This is a genomic window from Actinomycetota bacterium (assembly GCA_035697485.1).
In the GTDB taxonomy this organism is placed as follows: Bacteria; Actinomycetota; UBA4738; order UBA4738; family HRBIN12; genus JAOUEA01.
Genome location: DASSCU010000024.1, coordinates 1 through 14,767 on the forward strand (window position 1 = coordinate 1; position 14,767 = coordinate 14,767).

Sequence of the window (14,767 nt, forward strand, 5' to 3'; positions counted from 1 at the left end):
CCGATGCCGGCGAGGTAGTCGATCCGCTCGATCAATCCCGCGAGGTCGCCGTGCCCGTCGTCGTTCCAATCGAGGAAGGTCTCGACGTCGAGGCAGTACAGCACCGCGTTCTTCCACCAGAGGTCGCTCGTGCGCGCCAGCGTCATGGGGCGACCTCGGGCAGCACGTGCTCACCGAACGCGTCGATGAACCGATCCTGGTCGGTGCCGACGTGGTGCAGGTAGATCGACTCGGGCTCGAGCTCCATGAGCTCGTGGATCCACGCGACGTAGCGTCCGGGATCCGCGGAGACCATCACGGGCCCGCACACGTCGTCGGGGCGCACGAATCGGGTGGCGTCGTCGAACTGTTTCGGCAGCTCCAGGTTCCACGCGAGATCCGATCCGAGCACCCCCGTGCGCCACTGATCGTGGGCGACGGCGATCGCGGTCGCCTCGTCGTCGGCCCACGACAGATGGGCCTGGAAGGCGACCGGCTTGCCGTCACCGCCGGCCTCCCTGAACGCGTCGACGACGGGGCGCAGGGCATGGACGGGCCGCGCGACGGTGATGAGTCCGTCGGCCCACGTGCCGACCACGCGGGCGGTCTCGGCGGAGACGGCCGCCCCGATGAGCGGCGGCGGGGTCTCGGGCAGGCTCCAGACGCGGGCGCGATCCACACGCACGAGACCGTCGTGGGTCACCTCCTCGCCGCGCAGCAACGCGCGGATCACGTCGACGCATTCCAGCAGCCTGGCGTCCCTCTCGGCTTTCACCGGCCACCGGTCGCCGGTCACGTGCTCGTTCACGGCTTCCCCCGAGCCGAGGGCGGCCCAGAAGCGACCGGGGAACATGTCGGCCAGCGTGGCGATCGCCTGGGCGGTCACGGCGGGGTGGTAGCGCTGCCCCGGGGCGGTCACGACGCCGAAGGGGAGGTCGGTCGCCTGCAGGGCGGCGCCGAGCCAGGACCACGCGTGGCCGGAGTGACCCTGGCGCTCGCTCCAGGGCGCGAGATGATCCGAGCACATCGCTGCGCGGAACCCGGCCTGTTGCGCGGCGTTCACCGAGCGCAGCAGCGCGCTCGGTGAGAGCTGCTCGTGGGAGGCATGGAATCCGATCGTGGCCATCGGACCGGTTCCTACCCCGACGCGGGGTCGCGCACGCCTCCCGGGTCCGTGCGTCTCGTGGCGGGTGTTCGCATCGCAGGCTGAGCGCGTCAGTCGTCGCCGAACGCCATGTAGAGCGTGAGCACGCCCACCGTCGTCGCCACCAGAGCAAATGCGATCTGTTCCATCGAGTACCACCGCCTACGCCGCACGACTACCCCGAGCAAGGTCCAGGGAAACGTCGGTGCGGGCTTCCGGCGGGCACGACGGACGTGACGTCATGTGGTCACGCGTCCGGGAAGCTGGCTGCTCTACCGAGCGACGTGGATGCTGCCGGCTTCCGGCGTGAAGAGACTCTCGTGTCCGTCGTCCCACCTGACCCGATACGACACTCGGATCGAGCCTTCGACGACCTCCACGACCTCGCCGTCGCGCGGGGGCGTCCCGACGTGTTGGGAGTCGACGACGATGCGATCGCCGGGCTTCGCCCGATCGCTCGTCGCCTCGCTCCGATCGGCTGACCGTTGCTTCGCTGGCACTTCCGTCACCTCCTCCCTGGGTTCCGGGACTCACTCCGGTTCGGACGCCGGCTCGAGCTCGAGCGCGACCGAGTTCATGCAGTACCGATCGCCGGTGGGTTCGGGGCCGTCGTCGAAGACGTGCCCGAGGTGTCCTCCGCACCGCGCACAGACGACCTCGGTCCGCACCATGCCGAGACTGTCGTCGAGGTGCAGCATCACCGCTTCCCGCTCGATCGGTTCCCAGAAGCTCGGCCACCCCGTACCGGACTCGTACTTCGTCTCCGAGCTGAACAACGGTGCGGCGCAGCCGGCACAGCGATACACGCCGGGCTCCGTCGACGACGCGTGGACGCCGCTGAACGCCCGCTCGGTGCCCTTGTTGCGGAGCACTTCGAACTGCTCGGGCGTGAGACGGCGGCGCCACTCCTCCTCGGCGCGCGGCAAGGACGTCTCGGCCCGCTGCCGGTCCGCCGTGCTCGAGTCGTCGTTCGACATGGCTCCGACGCTACAACGACCTTCGCGGTAACGCCTCGTGCATCGAGTCCGCCCCGATCGAGCCGTTCGTGTCGATGATGATGTTCGCCATCGTGTTCGGCCTGTCCATGGACTACGAGGTGTTCCTGCTGTCTCGGATCCGAGAGGAGTATCTGCGAACCGGGGACAGCAGGCTGTCCGTCGCGGACGGCCTGGCGGCCACCGCACGGGTGATCACCGCCGCAGCCGCGATCCTGGTCGTGGTGTTCGGCAGCTTCCTCGGAGAGAGATCCTTGACGCCGTGATCCCGAACGGTTGAGATGAGTAGGTCAGGTCGGCCGGGCATCCCGCGAGATCTCGCTCGGCTCGAATCGGACCGAAACGACCCTGTTTTCATATGGTTTCGTCTCCAACCACCGCATGCCTTGCGTGTCGATGTCGGTGAAGAGGCTCCTGCCGTGGCCGAGGAGGCCCGCGCACACCCACAGCCGGTACTCATCGACGAGGCCTTCCGTCATCAGCGAATGCGCGAGTGAGAGGCTGCCCCAGAGCACCATGTCCTTGCCACTCGTTCGCCTGAGGCGCCTGACCTCCTCGGTCGCGCTGCCGCTCACGACCCGGGCGGGCTCCCAGGTTCCCCACGGTGCCTGTTCGATACGTCGCGAGAAGACCACCTTGGGCGTCGAGTTCAAGGCGTCCGCGATCCGTTCCGTCTCGGGGGTCTGGCTCGGCCAGTACTCCGCGAACATCCGGTAGGTGACTGCGCCGAGCAGGATCGTGTCGATCGTCTCGAGGAACCGAAGCTGATCGTCGACGTGCTCTCCGGCGGTGGGATCGGCCGCCGCGAACTCCGCGATGAAGTCGAGCTCCCCGTTCGGACCTGCGGCGAACCCGTCGATGGTCGTGAACTCCTGGACGATGACCTTCCGCATCGACGCTCCTCCTCCCCTCAGCATCTGCTCATCGGGCTAGGACATCACGTCCGTCAGGATCGAGCGAGCCCGGCCATTCATGGCGTTGTGCGTACTAGTTCCTTCGGTCTAGCATCAGTGCACTACGTCGGCGCCGGAGGCCTCGATGGCACGCAGGTTCGTCTCAGGTTCCGCGACGGTCGGTGCCGTCGCCTCGCTCTCGCTCTCGGTCGCGTTGGCGACCGCGCCGTCGCCGCCGTCCGTTCCCACCGCCGCGCGAGCGGAACGTATGGAGCTTGCCGTTGCGACCGCCGACCGGCTGCAGGCGCGCGACCAGGCGATCGCCGCCGGCCGGTTCGGCACCCGGCAGCCTGTCGTCAGGGAACCCGCGCCGGGCTGGGAAGGCGAGCGACTCGTGAGCGGGGTCCGCGACGACTGGGAGCCCGCGGTCGCCACCGACCCCTCGGACCCGTACGTCTACATCCTGACGACCAGGTTCGGCTACCCGAAGCCGTGCCCCGGCAACTGCCCCATACCGCACATCTCGCTGCACGTGTCGCCGGACGGCGGTCGATCGTGGGATCCCTCGACGCCGTTGTGCGCCTGCAAGGGCTCGTGGCAGTACGACCCGATCATCGAGGTCGTGCGCGACACGGGAGACGTGTACGCGGTGTACCTGAACGGATTCAACGTCCTGTTCCTCAAGTCCGACGATCACGGCGAGACGTGGAGCGATCCGGTCAAGACCTATGGCAACGTCTCGTGGAACGACAAGCCCGCGCTGGCCACGAGCGCCGACGGGCGCCACATCTACGTGTCGTGGAACGGGCCCACGGGCGGCGACCCGTGGATCGCGCAGTCGCATGATTTCGGCGAGACGTGGACACAGACGAAGCTCGTCGACGGGCCTCGGTACTTCTTCGCCTACGACGGCGTCGTGCTCGACGACGGCACCGCGATCCTGACGAACTCGAGCCTCAGCTACACCGGTCCCGGCGGCGCCGCCGAGGGCGCCGTCAGGCAGCATCTCTTCATCTCGCGGGACCGTGGTCGCACGTGGACGAACGTCGTGGTGGACCGCGTGCAGCTCGGTCCGCCGTGCGTCACCGAGGGTTGCTACGCCGACTTCCACTCGGGGCATAGCGCGCTCTCGGCCGACGACGACGACGACCTCGTCTACGTCTACGACGGGGCGCTCGTGGCCGGCGGTCCGCAGCGGGCGTGGGTACGCACCTCCATCGATGGTGGCCGCTCATGGTCCGGGCGCACGGCGTTGTCGAGGCCGGGCACCCACACGACCGGACCGGTCGTCGAGGCGACGGGCGACGGGGATTTCCGAAGCTGGTTCGTGGAGCAGAACGACACGGGCCGCTGGAACGTGTTCCATCGGCGCTCGACCGACGGTGGGGACACGTGGACGCCATCGGTGCTCTTGTCCGACGCGACCTCGGGCGCCGACTACAAGAACGCGGACGGCTTCCTCGAGTTCTACGGCGACTACGGCGGTATCGCGATCACGAGCAGCGGGAAGACGATCGGCGTCTGGGGCGAGGGCTTCAGCTGGCTCGGCCCGGGAGGGGTCTGGTTCAACATCGGCGCCTGATGGGCGACGGCCTACGGCTTCCTCCTCATCGCCGTCGAGATGTCCGAGACGCTGTCGGGATCGATCACGGCCGGAGCTCCGGCGAGCAGCGTCGCGAGAGGCCCGCCGGCGGCCATGAGGTCGTCGAACGGACCGGCCTCGACGACGCGGCCTTTCTCGAGCACGACCACCCGATCCGCGGTTCGGATCGTCGAGGGACGGTGGGCGATCAGCAGCGTCGTGCGGTCCCTCGCGACCGCCGCCATGGCCGCCTGGAGCGCCGCTTCGGTCTCCGCATCGAGGTTGGCGACCGCCTCGTCCATCACGAGGATCGGCGCGCGGCGCAGGAGCGCCCGCGCGATCGCGAGGCGCTGGCGCTGGCCGCCCGAGATCGACGCGCCGCGCTCGCCGAGGACGGTGTCGTACCTGTCGGGCAGCCGCTCGATGAACACGTCGGCCTGCGCGAGCGACGCGGCCGCGCGCACCGCCTCGACGCCGGCGTCGGGGTCGCCCAGGCGGAGGTTCTCAGCGACGCTCGCGTGGAACAGGTAGACGTCTTGCGGCACGACGGCGATCAGCGAGCGCAGGTCGCGCTGGGTGAGATCGCGGACGTCGGTGCCGCCCACCGTCACCGCGCCCTCGCGCACGTCCCACAGGCGTAACAGCAGGTTGGCGCACGTCGATTTCCCGGCGCCCGAGCGCCCGACGAGCGCGACCCGCTCCCCCGCCTCGACGGCGAACGCCACGTCGGTGAGCGCGTCGGGCAGGTCCTCGTCGTAGCGGAACGACACGCCCTCGAACGCGACGCGGAGCGGCCGTCCAGCCTCGGGCCGTCGAGCGGCTGAGGCCGATACGTCGACTCGGTCGGTCACGAGCGGCTGGGCGGCCATCAACGCTTCGATCCGCTCAGCGGCGGCGCTCACCTGGCCGACCTCGCGGAACGTCCCGGTCAGCGAGGCGAGCGGTGCGAAGGCGCCGGCCGCGAGGATCAGCGCGACCGGGATGGACGCGGCGTCGAACGAGCCGTCCGTCGCGAGCACGGCGGTCGTCGTGATCACCGTGATCGCCGCGAGCGAAGTGATCGCGTCGGTCGCGGCATGCTCGATCCCGGATCGGCGCCCGTGCGAGATGCTCGTGGCGCGGATCCGCTCGTGCTGGCGCTCGATCCGGTCGAGCATGACCTCCTCTCCGCTGGCCGCCAGGACCTCGCGGGTGCCCTGGACGACGTCGACGACGTTCGCGCCGAGCTGCCCGAGCTCCTCCCGTAGGCGCTCCCCCTCGTCCTGGGCGCGGCCCAGCAACCACGACGGCACGCTCGCGGCCGCGACGACGAACGGCAGCACCACGACCGCGAGGATCGGCTCGACGATCCACAGGCCGATCTCGGCGAGCACGGGGATCACGAACGCCACGACGAGCGGCGGGGCAAGGTGCGACGTGAAGAGCTCGAGCAACTCGACGTCGGCCATCGATGCCCGCGCGACGTCGCCCGAACGACGCGACAGGAAGTACGCGGGCGAGAGGACCCGGAACCGCTCGTACAGCGCGGTGCGCAGGTCGTCGATCAACCGGAACGACATCACGTGGACGACGACGACCTCGAGCCAGCCGAACAGCGCGATCGGGACCGCCAAGATGACGATCACCCACACGAGCGGCCGGAGCTCCGAGGACGGGGAGCCCTCGAGCGCCTCGCCGATCAGCACCGCGCCGGCGACCGCGGCGCCGAACGTGCAGACGTGCACCATCAGGTTCGTCGCCACCCCGCCGACGAACAGGGCCCGGTACGGGCGCAGCAGCCCCGCGACCGGCCGGAGGCTCCGCACGAGGCGCCGCACCGGACCCACGTCGCGCACCAGCGCCGGCGTCGCCACGGCACTCATCCGGCGTGCTCCTGTGCCTCGACGAGCCTCGCGTACCGGCCGCCACCCGCCACCAGCTCCTCGTGCGTCCCGGCCTCGGCCAACCGCCCGTGGTCGAGCACGAGGATCCGGTCCGCTCCGCGCACCGTCGACAGTCGGTGGGCGATGATCACGGTCGTCCTGCCTCGCCGGAGCTCGTCGATCGAGTCCTGGATCCCCACTTCGCTCGAGACGTCGACGTTGGACGTCGCCTCGTCCAGGATCAGGATCGGGGCGTCCTTCAAGAGGGCGCGCGCGATCGCGATCCGCTGCCGCTCGCCGCCCGACAGGCGGAACCCGCGCTCCCCGACGACGGTGTCCACCCCTTCGGGCAGCGCCGCGACGAATGCGGAGGCGCCCGCCGACCCGAGCGCGTCGCCCAGGTCGTCTTCGGTGGCGGTGGGCCGCGTCAGCCGGAGGTTCCCGGCGACCGTCTCGTGGAACAGGAAGGTGTCCTGCGGCACTAGCCCGATCGTGCGCCGGAGCTCCCGCGGATCCACCTCGCGGAGGTCCGCGCCGCCGATCCGGATCGTCCCGGCCTCCGGATCTGCGAACCGCAGCAGGAGTGAAGCGAGCGTGGTCTTGCCGGCGCCCGACGGCCCGACGATGGCCACCGTCTCGCCGGCCCCGACCGAGAAGCTCACGTCCTGGAGCGCGGGCGCATCGCCCGGTCGGTAACGGAACGTCACGTCCTCGACGACGATGCCGGCCCCCGCGGGCTCGACCGGCTCGCGATGCGGCGGCGGTCCCACGGCCGGCTCGGTCTCGAGCACCGCGAACGCGCGCTCGCACTTCGACATGCCCCACACCGCCAGGTGCATCGCCTCGTTGATCTCGCGGGCGGGCAGGAAGCATTCGCCGGTCAGCAGCAGGATCAGCATCAGCTGCCGCGGGGTGATCGCGCCGTCGGCGAGCCGGAATGCGCCGGCAGCGAGCGCGACCGCGACGCCGGCGCCGGCGATGAACGCCATGATGCCCCAGAAGACGGCCGACACATTGGTCAGCCGGATCGCCGAGTCGCGCACGTCGTGGGCACGGCGGAACAGATCCTCACCCCGCCGGCCCGCCGCCCCGAACATCTTCAGGGTCGCCATCCCCTGCAGCCCGTCGACGAACTCCGCGGCGAGCGGCCGGTAGCTGTCGGACCAGAAGCGCATGTGGGACTCGAGCGCGCGGTACTCGACCGGCGGGATCGCCACGAGCGCCGCGGCGAACAGCGCCACCAGCACGCCGACGACCGGGTCGACGATCCAGATCACGACGACGATCGCGACCGCCGAGATCCCCGCGACGATCACCTTCGACAGGAACAGCCGGAAGTACACGTCGAGCCGCTCCACACCGTCGACGAGCACGGCCTCGAGCTCGCCGCTGCGCTCACTCGTCGCCCAGGCGGGCCCGAGCCTGAGGATCCGGTCGACCAGCCGACGCCGCAGGTCCGCTGTGATCCGGACCGAGGCGCCGGCCATCATGCCCTCCTGGAGCGCCGTGCAGACGGCGCGGAAGCCGACCAAGGCAACCGCGAGGACGAGCGGCGGCACGACATCGGTCATCGGAGCGCCGTCGAAGACGCGGCCGATCGCAACCGCCAGCGAGACCCCCGTGGCGATCCGAGCGGCGGCGACGCCGAGCCCCAGCGCGACCGATCCGGTGAGGGTGCGCCGCTCGGTCGACGCCAGCCGCATCAGCCGCCGGTCGAAGGCGCGCGCGGACCGGTGAGTTCCCGCCATGGCGGCACCTTAGCGTGGGTTCAGATCAGGTCGGAGATGACCCGTCGCCAGTGAGGGACAACGCGGCCTGCACGCCGAAGACGACGCTCACCGCGATGACGACCCAGTTGAGGAAGGTGAAGCCATCGTTTGCTCCCTCGATGATCGTGAGGATCCCGATGACGGCGAATGCGATGAGGAACAACCATGCCTTCGTTCGGTTCACGTGCCCTCCCCCGGGTCAGGTCGACGACTTCTACCACGAGAGACGCTTCGGGAGTGTCGGTGGCCCCGAGCGACCCCTCACTGTTCACGGCGAGGCAGCATGGGTATGTCGTCCCTGGAGTCCCGCCGCTCCGGCGGTCACGAGTCCCCACCCTGGGAAGCGCCTCACCATTCGGTGCGGATGACCCGCTCACGGCGGCATCGCCTGCCCGCACTCGGCGGAGCGCGAACAGGATCGGCGTGGTAGGTTCGAAAGAACGCTCGCCCGTGCGCTGAGACCTCGGCCGACACCGACACGATGGCCCTCCACGACCTCGCCACGCTCGCCGATGCCCTGACCTTCGCGTTGCTCACGGCGGTCTCGGGCGCGATCGCGTGGGGCGTTTTCAGGGTCGCGGCACGTCGGTACGGGTTCCGCCGAACCACGAGCACCGTCTCGGCCGCCGCGGTCCTGACCCTCGCCCTGGGCACCATGGCGTTGTGGCCTGCTGCTCGTGGCGGGACGGAAGGGAACACGGGGGTCGCGATCCCCGACGGATCCGCGCCGGAAGCCCAACGCACGACGACGCCTGCGTTGCCGGCGCCCGAGCCGGTAGCGCCGCCTTCGACGGAGGAGCGGTTCGTCGACGCGAACTCGGCGCGGGTCGGTCGTGATGGTTCGCAGAACGAAGGCCCGAACCCCCAGCCGACCGAAGACGCACCGGGCGGCTCAGGCTCCGGGCCCGGAGATCCCGGAACGACCCCCGACCCCCCGCCTTCCCAGACCCCGCCGCCCGACCCCCCGCCGTCACCGGACGAGGGCGATGACGACGAGGGCGATGACGACGAGGGCGATGACGACGAAGGCGATGACGACGAAGGCGATGACGACGAAGGCGATGACGGGGGCGATGACGGGGGCGATGACGAGGGCGAGGGCGAGGGTTGGGCGACCTCGTGAACTTCATCGGGTCGGCTTTACAGATCCCGTGACCGAACCGCGGTTGTCGCGTCACCGCTCGTAGAACATCTCGCCACGTGTACCGTGCGCTCGATGGCTGACGACGACGATCAGCTCCCGCTCTACACGGAGCTCGCGCCGTGGTTCCACCTGCTGACGGCGCCCGAGGACTACGAGCTCGACGCCCGGCACGCGCTCGACGTGCTCACCCAGGCGATCGGCGAGCCGCCGCGAGCGATCCTCGAGCTCGGATCGGGAGGCGGCAACAGCGCGTCCCACATGAAGGCGCACGCGACGCTCACGCTCACCGATCTCAGCGAGCAGATGCTCCAGCTCAGCCGCACGATCAACCCCGAGGTCGAGCACGTGCAGGGCGACATGCGCACGCTCCGCCTCGACGGTCGCGAGTTCGACGCGGTGTTCGTGCACGATGCGATCAGCTACCAGCTCACCGAGCAGGACCTGCGCGACACGCTCGAGACGGCGTTCGCACACCTGCGGCCTGGTGGCGCGGCGATCTTCGAACCCGACATCACGCGCGAGGCCTATGCGGACGCCACGCACCAAGGCGGTCACGACGGCGCCGACGGACGACGGCTCCGCTACCTGCAGTGGCGCAACGATCCGGACCCGAGTGACACCTGGTACGTCGACGAGTTCGCGATCCTGCTGCACGAGGCCGACGGCACGAGCCGCATCGCCCACGACACGCACCGGCTCGGCATGTTCCCGCGCGCGACGTGGTTCGAGCTGCTCGCCGACGTCGGGTTCGTCGACGAGCACGCCGTGCCGAGCCCGTACGAGGACGAGGGGGTCGGTGCCGAGAGCTTCGTCGGCCGGCGCTCCGCCTGATCGACCCGGCATCGGTTGACCGGTTCCGCCTGGTTCCCCTAGCGTCGGTAGTTCGCCGATCGAGCCTGGGAGGTCAGCACGATGCCGTCTCGTCTCAACCCGTACATCAACTTCGATGGCAACACCCGCGAGGCGATGGAGTTCTACCGGGACGTGTTCGGGGGTGACCTGGTCATCAATACCTTCGGGGAGTACGGGAACCCCGATCCTTCGGTCGCCGACAAGACGATGCACGCGCAGCTCGAGACCGAGCGCGGCTTCACGCTGATGGCGTCGGACGGCCCTCCCGGCAGCGAGCTCACGGTCGGGGACAACATCTCGATCTCCCTCAGCGGGGACGACGCTGACGAGCTCCGCGGCTACTGGGACAAGCTGTCCGACGGCGGCACGGTCACGATGCCCCTCGAGAAGCAGATGTGGGGCGACGAGTTCGGTATGTGCGTCGACCGTTTCGGTCTCTCCTGGATGGTCAACATCGCCGGGTCGCCGCCCTCCTGACCAGCGATCGCAGACAGGGACCCGGACAATGCTCCGGCGTCTGCCCGGCCGAGTACCGTGGAGTGCATGATCACTCGAGACGATCTGGAATCGCTGTCCTCGCACCAGCTGCACGACCGAGCCGTCGACATGGGGAAGGCGGAGGGCGACATCGACTGGCTGTGGGGCCTTCTCGGCTCGATCCCCGCTGCGGAGGGGCAGCTCGGCGAGCTCGACGACTCCGGACTCGACATCTCCCACATCGTCAGCGCGATCAACGGCTACGTCCGCGCCGACCGCTCGACGGAAGAGACGCTGCGTCCGCAGTACGTCGACTACCTGCTCGAACACCTCGAGACGAGTTGCCACCAGGGCTGAAGGCGGACGTCGTTCCGTTCATCCACCACGTCCCGAGAGCTCGATCGGGGCCATCCGCTCCGCGTCACCCGAGCCCGCCTCCCCACCGATGAGCCGCATGAGCCGCGAGGCGTCGCGAGGGGCGGCGCCTCCAGGGTCGTTGTTGAAGTAGACGAACACCTCGCGGGCGTCGAGTGATCCGATCCTGCGCGCCCACCGACGGAGCTTCGCGCCGCGGTATGCGGACCCGTACCGGGTTCCCTGATGGAAGCGGATGTAGCTCCACCCGCCGACGACGTGCAGCGGCACCCGCGCACCCGGTCCGTCGGCGAGCACCCACGCCGCCCCGGCTCCGTCCAGCAGCTCCAGCACGTCGTCGCCGAGCCAACTCGGGTGCCGGAACTCGAACGCGGCACGCATGCCGGTGGGAAGGATGTCCACGAGCTCGCGGAGCAGCCCCAGATCCTTCTGGAACGTCGGCGGCTGCTGGAACAGCACGGGTCCGAGCGCAGCGCCGAGACCGCCGGCCCGCTCCCAGAAGCGCTCGAGGGGCTCCCCCGGGTCGCGGAAACGTCGAAGGTGCGTGAGATACCGGCTCATCTTCACCGCGAAGCGGAAGCCGGTGGGCACCTGTGCGGCCCACCCTTCGAACGTCGATCGCAACGGCAGCCGGTAGAACGACGCGTTGACCTCGATCGTCGGGAATCGGCGGCTCAGGAACTCAAGCCACGATCGTTGGGGAAGCCCCTCGGGGTAGACGTCGGCCCGCCAGTCCCGGTAGACCCAGCCACTCGTGCCGACCCAGACCTCGGTCACTCAACACACCCGGACGTTCTTCATGGTTGCGACATACCCGAGCGAGCGCGTCTCACTCGGGTGAGCTCGGGTGAGGGTCCTCACCTCGGGCAATGTACGTGACCCAGCCGTCACGCTCGTGCCGACGTCGGCCGGGATCGTCGCCGTCGGCCCCCCAACCACGGGTCGAACGGCGCCGGTCGCGGGGAGTCGTGTGACTACCGTGAGACCAACGACACAGGAGGGCAGCGACATGGCCACCACCACCACCAGAACCAGACCCCAGCGGATCGAGGAGCGCAAACAGCAACCATCGGCACGCGCACAGGATCGTGGACGACGAGCAGCCCGCGAACGCGATCGCCGCACGGCGGGAGCGCTGCTCGCATCCGCGGGTGCCGCGGTCCTCATGGCGATCATCACGGCCGAGGCTCTGTATCCGGCCCCGTTCAACACCGCTGACAACACGATCAGCGATCTCGGCGCGACGATCCCTCCGGACAGCGTGATCCTGCAACCGTCGGCGACGATCTTCGACGTCTCGATGATCGTGGTCGGCCTGATGATCGTGGCCGGCGCGTTCTTCGTGCACCGGGCGTTCGCCCGCAAGGCGGTGACGATCCCGTTGGCGCTCTTCGGCATCGGCGCGATCGGCGTCGGCGCCTTCCCGGGGAACCACTTGGCGCCCCATCAGCTGTTCGCGATGACGGCGTTCATCAGCGGCGGCGTCGCTGCGGTGCTCGCGGCAAGGGTCCTGGTGGCTCCGCTCCGACAGATGTCGGTCGCCATCGGCGTGATCTCGCTCGTGAGCTTCGTCCTGGCCATGTTCATGTTGGAATGGGCTCCGGTGGCGGAGCTCGGCGAAGGTGGGATCGAGCGATGGATCGTGTATCCGGCGATCCTTTGGCTCACCGTGTTCGGCGGCGCGCTCATGGGCACGGGAGCGTCGCAGCAGGACGGCTGACCTGGGTTCCCCTCCTGCGCCGGACCTACTACCCTGACCCCGCGGTGTTTACGCGGAACGCGCGGAGGGAAGGCCGAGGCTCATGGCTTATGTGATCGCTGAGCCGTGCATCGACGTGAAGGATCGGGCCTGCGTCGATGAGTGCCCCGTGGACTGCATCTACGAGGGCCCCCGCATGCTCTACATCCAACCCGACGAATGCGTGGACTGCGATGCGTGCGTGCCGGTGTGTCCCGTGACGGCGATCTTCCCGCAGGACGACGTTCCGTCGGAATGGAAGAGCTTCGCCGAGGTGAACGCCGCATGGTTCGCCGACGTGACGGGGCTCGGATCCCCAGGAGGGGCCGCACAGGTGGGACCACAACCCACCGATCATCCGACCGTGGCTGCCTGGGAGCCCGCCTGACGCCGGGACGTCATTCATCCCTTCCGGCGCCGCGGCCCGCCGCTCCGCTCCCTATGTCGGCGGCACGAACTTGCTCGCCGTGAACACCGCCCCGTGAGGATCGGTGATGACCGTCATGCGGACCCACGGAGCATCCATGGGTGGCACGAGGACCTTCCCACCGAGTTCGGTCGCGCGGCCGGCGATCGCATCGGCGTCGTCGACCGCGAACGTGATGCTCCAGTGCGCCGGGGCCTCGCCGTCGGATCGCTCCTCGGACGATGGAAGGAGCCAGGCGACGGCGTCCGCGAATCCCTCGGGCGCACCGAGGTCGGCCTGACGCTCCCACAGCGTGGGATCGCGCTCGGCGAGGAAGTCGCCGTACCCGGGCATGCGCCACAGGCCCGAACCACTCCCCTCGTCACCGAAGCCGCTCAGCTCCCACCCGAACACCGCGCCGTAGAACGCCTCCGCTCCGTCACGGTCGTTGGTGTTCAGTTCGCTGAAGTTCCACGTTCCGGGCTCGTTGACGAGCTGCGCGCCCGTCCGGCGTCCGGCTTGCCAGATCGAGAACGTGGCGCCGGACGGATCCGAGCAGACGACACTGCGGCCCGCGTCGCCGACATCGACGGGGTCGACGAGCACGCGGCCGCCGACCTCGCTCACCCGCCGTGCGGTCTCATCCGCATCGTCGGTCGCGATGTACGTCATCCATGCCGGGGATGAAAGACCCTCCGACATCTCGGAGCCGATGCCGGCGACGGCGCGACCGCGGAGGCGAGCGATGAGAGAGCGAGCCGAGCCGGGGGGCGACTGCTCCTCGAACCGCCAACCGAACAGACCACCGTAGAAGTCGGCGGCGGCGTCCGGGTCTCGTCGAGCGATATCGATCCAGCAGGGAACGCCGGCTGGGTATCGGTCACGCTCGAACGCCTGGGTCTCGCTCATGTGCTCATTCCTTTCGGGACGGCGAGACGTACTCGATCGTGAGCCTACCGGCGGTGCCCCACGTCGTTCACCGATCCGGGTGGTAGGTGAGGAGGATCCCGCCCGTGCTCGTCGGCTTCGAGTCGACCAGACGCAGCCGCCGCAGCACCCCGTCGTCAGCGAACAGGCGCTTGCCGCCACCGAGGGTCAGCGGGAACACGGCGAGTGCGTACTCGTCGACCAGGTCATGGGCGGTGAGCGTTTGCACGAGCTTCCCGCTCCCGAGCACCGTGATGGTGCCGCCCTCTTGCGCCTTCAGTTCGGACACCTCGGTGGGGACGTCGCGGATCACGGTCGTGGGCTGCCACGAGGGGTCGCTCGGCGTCGTGGACGCGACGTACTTCTGGACGCCGTTCAGATGCTGCGCGAACGGGTCGTCCTTCGGGGCGTTCGGCCAGTAAGCGGCCATCTTCTCGAACGTCATGCGACCGAACAACTGCGCGTCGGTGGCAGCCATCCCCTCGGCCGCGGCCTGCCCCATGACCTCGTCGAAGTAGGGCATCTGCCAGCCCCCGTGCTCGAACCCGCCCTCCCGGTCCTCGTCGGGATGCCCCGGCGCCTGGTACACGCCGTCCACGAGAGGAACTCAACCACCACCAGCTT

General features: G+C 69.3%; 17 protein-coding genes and 1 pseudogene. 8 read left to right on the top strand and 10 right to left on the bottom strand.

What is annotated here, in order from left to right:
* Nucleotides 1–142: 142 nt before the first annotated feature.
* The 3 genes from VFI59_06730 to msrB form a co-directional block, all read right to left on the bottom strand.
* Nucleotides 143–1,105, bottom strand: coding sequence for a TIGR03885 family FMN-dependent LLM class oxidoreductase (locus tag VFI59_06730; GenBank protein HET6713386.1), 963 nt, complete (start codon nt 1,103–1,105; stop codon nt 143–145).
* A gap of 290 nt (nt 1,106–1,395) precedes the next feature.
* Nucleotides 1,396–1,623, bottom strand: a complete 228-nt coding sequence (locus tag VFI59_06735) for a DUF1918 domain-containing protein (protein HET6713387.1) — start codon at nt 1,621–1,623, stop codon at nt 1,396–1,398.
* Between the two features lie 30 nt (nt 1,624–1,653).
* Nucleotides 1,654–2,100: a peptide-methionine (R)-S-oxide reductase MsrB gene (msrB, locus tag VFI59_06740; protein HET6713388.1), complete on the bottom strand. Its 447-nt coding sequence runs from the start codon at nt 2,098–2,100 to the stop codon at nt 1,654–1,656.
* Between the two features lie 53 nt (nt 2,101–2,153).
* Here msrB and VFI59_06745 point away from each other — a divergent pair.
* A pseudogene (locus VFI59_06745) lies at nt 2,154–2,360 on the top strand (MMPL family transporter).
* Between the two features lie 48 nt (nt 2,361–2,408).
* On the opposite strand, the gene VFI59_06750 reads toward VFI59_06745, so the two are convergent.
* Nucleotides 2,409–3,011 (bottom strand): dihydrofolate reductase family protein, encoded by a 603-nt coding sequence (locus VFI59_06750; protein ID HET6713389.1) that lies wholly within the window; start codon nt 3,009–3,011, stop codon nt 2,409–2,411.
* A gap of 145 nt (nt 3,012–3,156) precedes the next feature.
* Here VFI59_06750 and VFI59_06755 point away from each other — a divergent pair, with 145 nt between their 5' ends.
* The gene (locus VFI59_06755; GenBank protein ID HET6713390.1) at nt 3,157–4,593 is read left to right on the top strand and encodes a sialidase family protein; all 1,437 of its coding nucleotides are present in this window, start codon (nt 3,157–3,159) and stop codon (nt 4,591–4,593) included.
* Nucleotides 4,594–4,604: 11 nt separating this feature from the next.
* On the opposite strand, the gene VFI59_06760 is transcribed toward VFI59_06755, so the two are convergent.
* The 3 genes from VFI59_06760 to VFI59_06770 are packed head-to-tail and all read right to left on the bottom strand — an operon-like array spanning nt 4,605 to nt 8,408.
* Entirely contained in the window at nt 4,605–6,455 is a 1,851-nt protein-coding gene (locus VFI59_06760; GenBank protein HET6713391.1) for an ABC transporter ATP-binding protein, read from the bottom strand.
* Complete coding sequence (locus VFI59_06765; GenBank protein ID HET6713392.1) at nt 6,452–8,203, bottom strand: ABC transporter ATP-binding protein; 1,752 nt, start codon at nt 8,201–8,203, stop codon at nt 6,452–6,454. Before VFI59_06765 ends, VFI59_06760 begins: the two co-directional genes overlap by 4 nt.
* 25 nt (nt 8,204–8,228) lie before the next feature.
* Nucleotides 8,229–8,408 carry a hypothetical protein gene (locus tag VFI59_06770; GenBank protein HET6713393.1) on the bottom strand — a complete coding sequence of 60 codons (180 nt, stop codon included), beginning with the start codon at nt 8,406–8,408 and terminating at the stop codon, nt 8,229–8,231.
* 297 nt (nt 8,409–8,705) lie between these two features.
* On the opposite strand from VFI59_06770, the gene VFI59_06775 reads away from it, so the two are divergent.
* From VFI59_06775 to VFI59_06790, 4 genes are all read left to right on the top strand, one after another.
* Nucleotides 8,706–9,347: a hypothetical protein gene (locus VFI59_06775; protein ID HET6713394.1), complete on the top strand. Its 642-nt coding sequence runs from the start codon at nt 8,706–8,708 to the stop codon at nt 9,345–9,347.
* A 93-nt stretch (nt 9,348–9,440) separates the two neighbouring features.
* Nucleotides 9,441–10,199, top strand: coding sequence for a class I SAM-dependent methyltransferase (locus VFI59_06780; protein HET6713395.1), 759 nt, complete (start codon nt 9,441–9,443; stop codon nt 10,197–10,199).
* Between the two features lie 81 nt (nt 10,200–10,280).
* A complete protein-coding gene (locus tag VFI59_06785; GenBank protein HET6713396.1) occupies nt 10,281–10,697 on the top strand; it encodes a VOC family protein in 417 nt (138 codons plus the stop codon).
* Nucleotides 10,698–10,763: 66 nt separating this feature from the next.
* Nucleotides 10,764–11,054 carry a hypothetical protein gene (locus VFI59_06790; GenBank protein HET6713397.1) on the top strand — a complete coding sequence of 97 codons (291 nt, stop codon included), beginning with the start codon at nt 10,764–10,766 and terminating at the stop codon, nt 11,052–11,054.
* A gap of 18 nt (nt 11,055–11,072) precedes the next feature.
* Here VFI59_06790 and VFI59_06795 read toward each other — a convergent pair whose 3' ends face one another.
* On the bottom strand, nt 11,073–11,849 hold the full coding sequence (locus tag VFI59_06795) for a DUF72 domain-containing protein (GenBank protein HET6713398.1): 777 nt from the start codon (nt 11,847–11,849) through the stop codon (nt 11,073–11,075).
* A 232-nt stretch (nt 11,850–12,081) separates the two neighbouring features.
* Here VFI59_06795 and VFI59_06800 point away from each other — a divergent pair, with 232 nt between their 5' ends.
* Nucleotides 12,082–12,792 carry a DUF998 domain-containing protein gene (locus VFI59_06800; protein HET6713399.1) on the top strand — a complete coding sequence of 237 codons (711 nt, stop codon included), beginning with the start codon at nt 12,082–12,084 and terminating at the stop codon, nt 12,790–12,792.
* Between the two features lie 82 nt (nt 12,793–12,874).
* Nucleotides 12,875–13,198, top strand: coding sequence for a ferredoxin (gene fdxA / locus VFI59_06805; protein ID HET6713400.1), 324 nt, complete (start codon nt 12,875–12,877; stop codon nt 13,196–13,198).
* Between the two features lie 51 nt (nt 13,199–13,249).
* On the opposite strand, the gene VFI59_06810 is transcribed toward fdxA, so the two are convergent.
* Nucleotides 13,250–14,125 carry a VOC family protein gene (locus VFI59_06810; GenBank protein HET6713401.1) on the bottom strand — a complete coding sequence of 292 codons (876 nt, stop codon included), beginning with the start codon at nt 14,123–14,125 and terminating at the stop codon, nt 13,250–13,252.
* Nucleotides 14,126–14,192: 67 nt separating this feature from the next.
* Complete coding sequence (locus VFI59_06815) at nt 14,193–14,741, bottom strand: dihydrofolate reductase family protein (protein HET6713402.1); 549 nt, start codon at nt 14,739–14,741, stop codon at nt 14,193–14,195.
* Nucleotides 14,742–14,767 lie beyond the last annotated feature (26 nt).

Bases quoted from the DNA above. Each gene is read 5' to 3' on its own strand.
- VFI59_06750 (HET6713389.1), bottom strand. From the start codon at position 3,011: ATGCGGAAGGTCATCGTCCAGGAGTTCACGACCATCGACGGGTTCGCC.
- VFI59_06780 (HET6713395.1), top strand. From the start codon at position 9,441: ATGGCTGACGACGACGATCAGCTCCCGCTCTACACGGAGCTCGCGCCG.
- VFI59_06785 (HET6713396.1), top strand. From the start codon at position 10,281: ATGCCGTCTCGTCTCAACCCGTACATCAACTTCGATGGCAACACCCGC.
- VFI59_06760 (HET6713391.1), bottom strand. From the start codon at position 6,455: ATGAGTGCCGTGGCGACGCCGGCGCTGGTGCGCGACGTGGGTCCGGTG.
- msrB (HET6713388.1), bottom strand. From the start codon at position 2,100: ATGTCGAACGACGACTCGAGCACGGCGGACCGGCAGCGGGCCGAGACG.
- VFI59_06810 (HET6713401.1), bottom strand. From the start codon at position 14,125: ATGAGCGAGACCCAGGCGTTCGAGCGTGACCGATACCCAGCCGGCGTT.
- VFI59_06800 (HET6713399.1), top strand. From the start codon at position 12,082: ATGGCCACCACCACCACCAGAACCAGACCCCAGCGGATCGAGGAGCGC.
- VFI59_06730 (HET6713386.1), bottom strand. From the start codon at position 1,105: ATGGCCACGATCGGATTCCATGCCTCCCACGAGCAGCTCTCACCGAGC.
- fdxA (HET6713400.1), top strand. From the start codon at position 12,875: ATGGCTTATGTGATCGCTGAGCCGTGCATCGACGTGAAGGATCGGGCC.
- VFI59_06775 (HET6713394.1), top strand. From the start codon at position 8,706: ATGGCCCTCCACGACCTCGCCACGCTCGCCGATGCCCTGACCTTCGCG.
- VFI59_06790 (HET6713397.1), top strand. From the start codon at position 10,764: ATGATCACTCGAGACGATCTGGAATCGCTGTCCTCGCACCAGCTGCAC.
- VFI59_06755 (HET6713390.1), top strand. From the start codon at position 3,157: ATGGCACGCAGGTTCGTCTCAGGTTCCGCGACGGTCGGTGCCGTCGCC.
- VFI59_06765 (HET6713392.1), bottom strand. From the start codon at position 8,203: ATGGCGGGAACTCACCGGTCCGCGCGCGCCTTCGACCGGCGGCTGATG.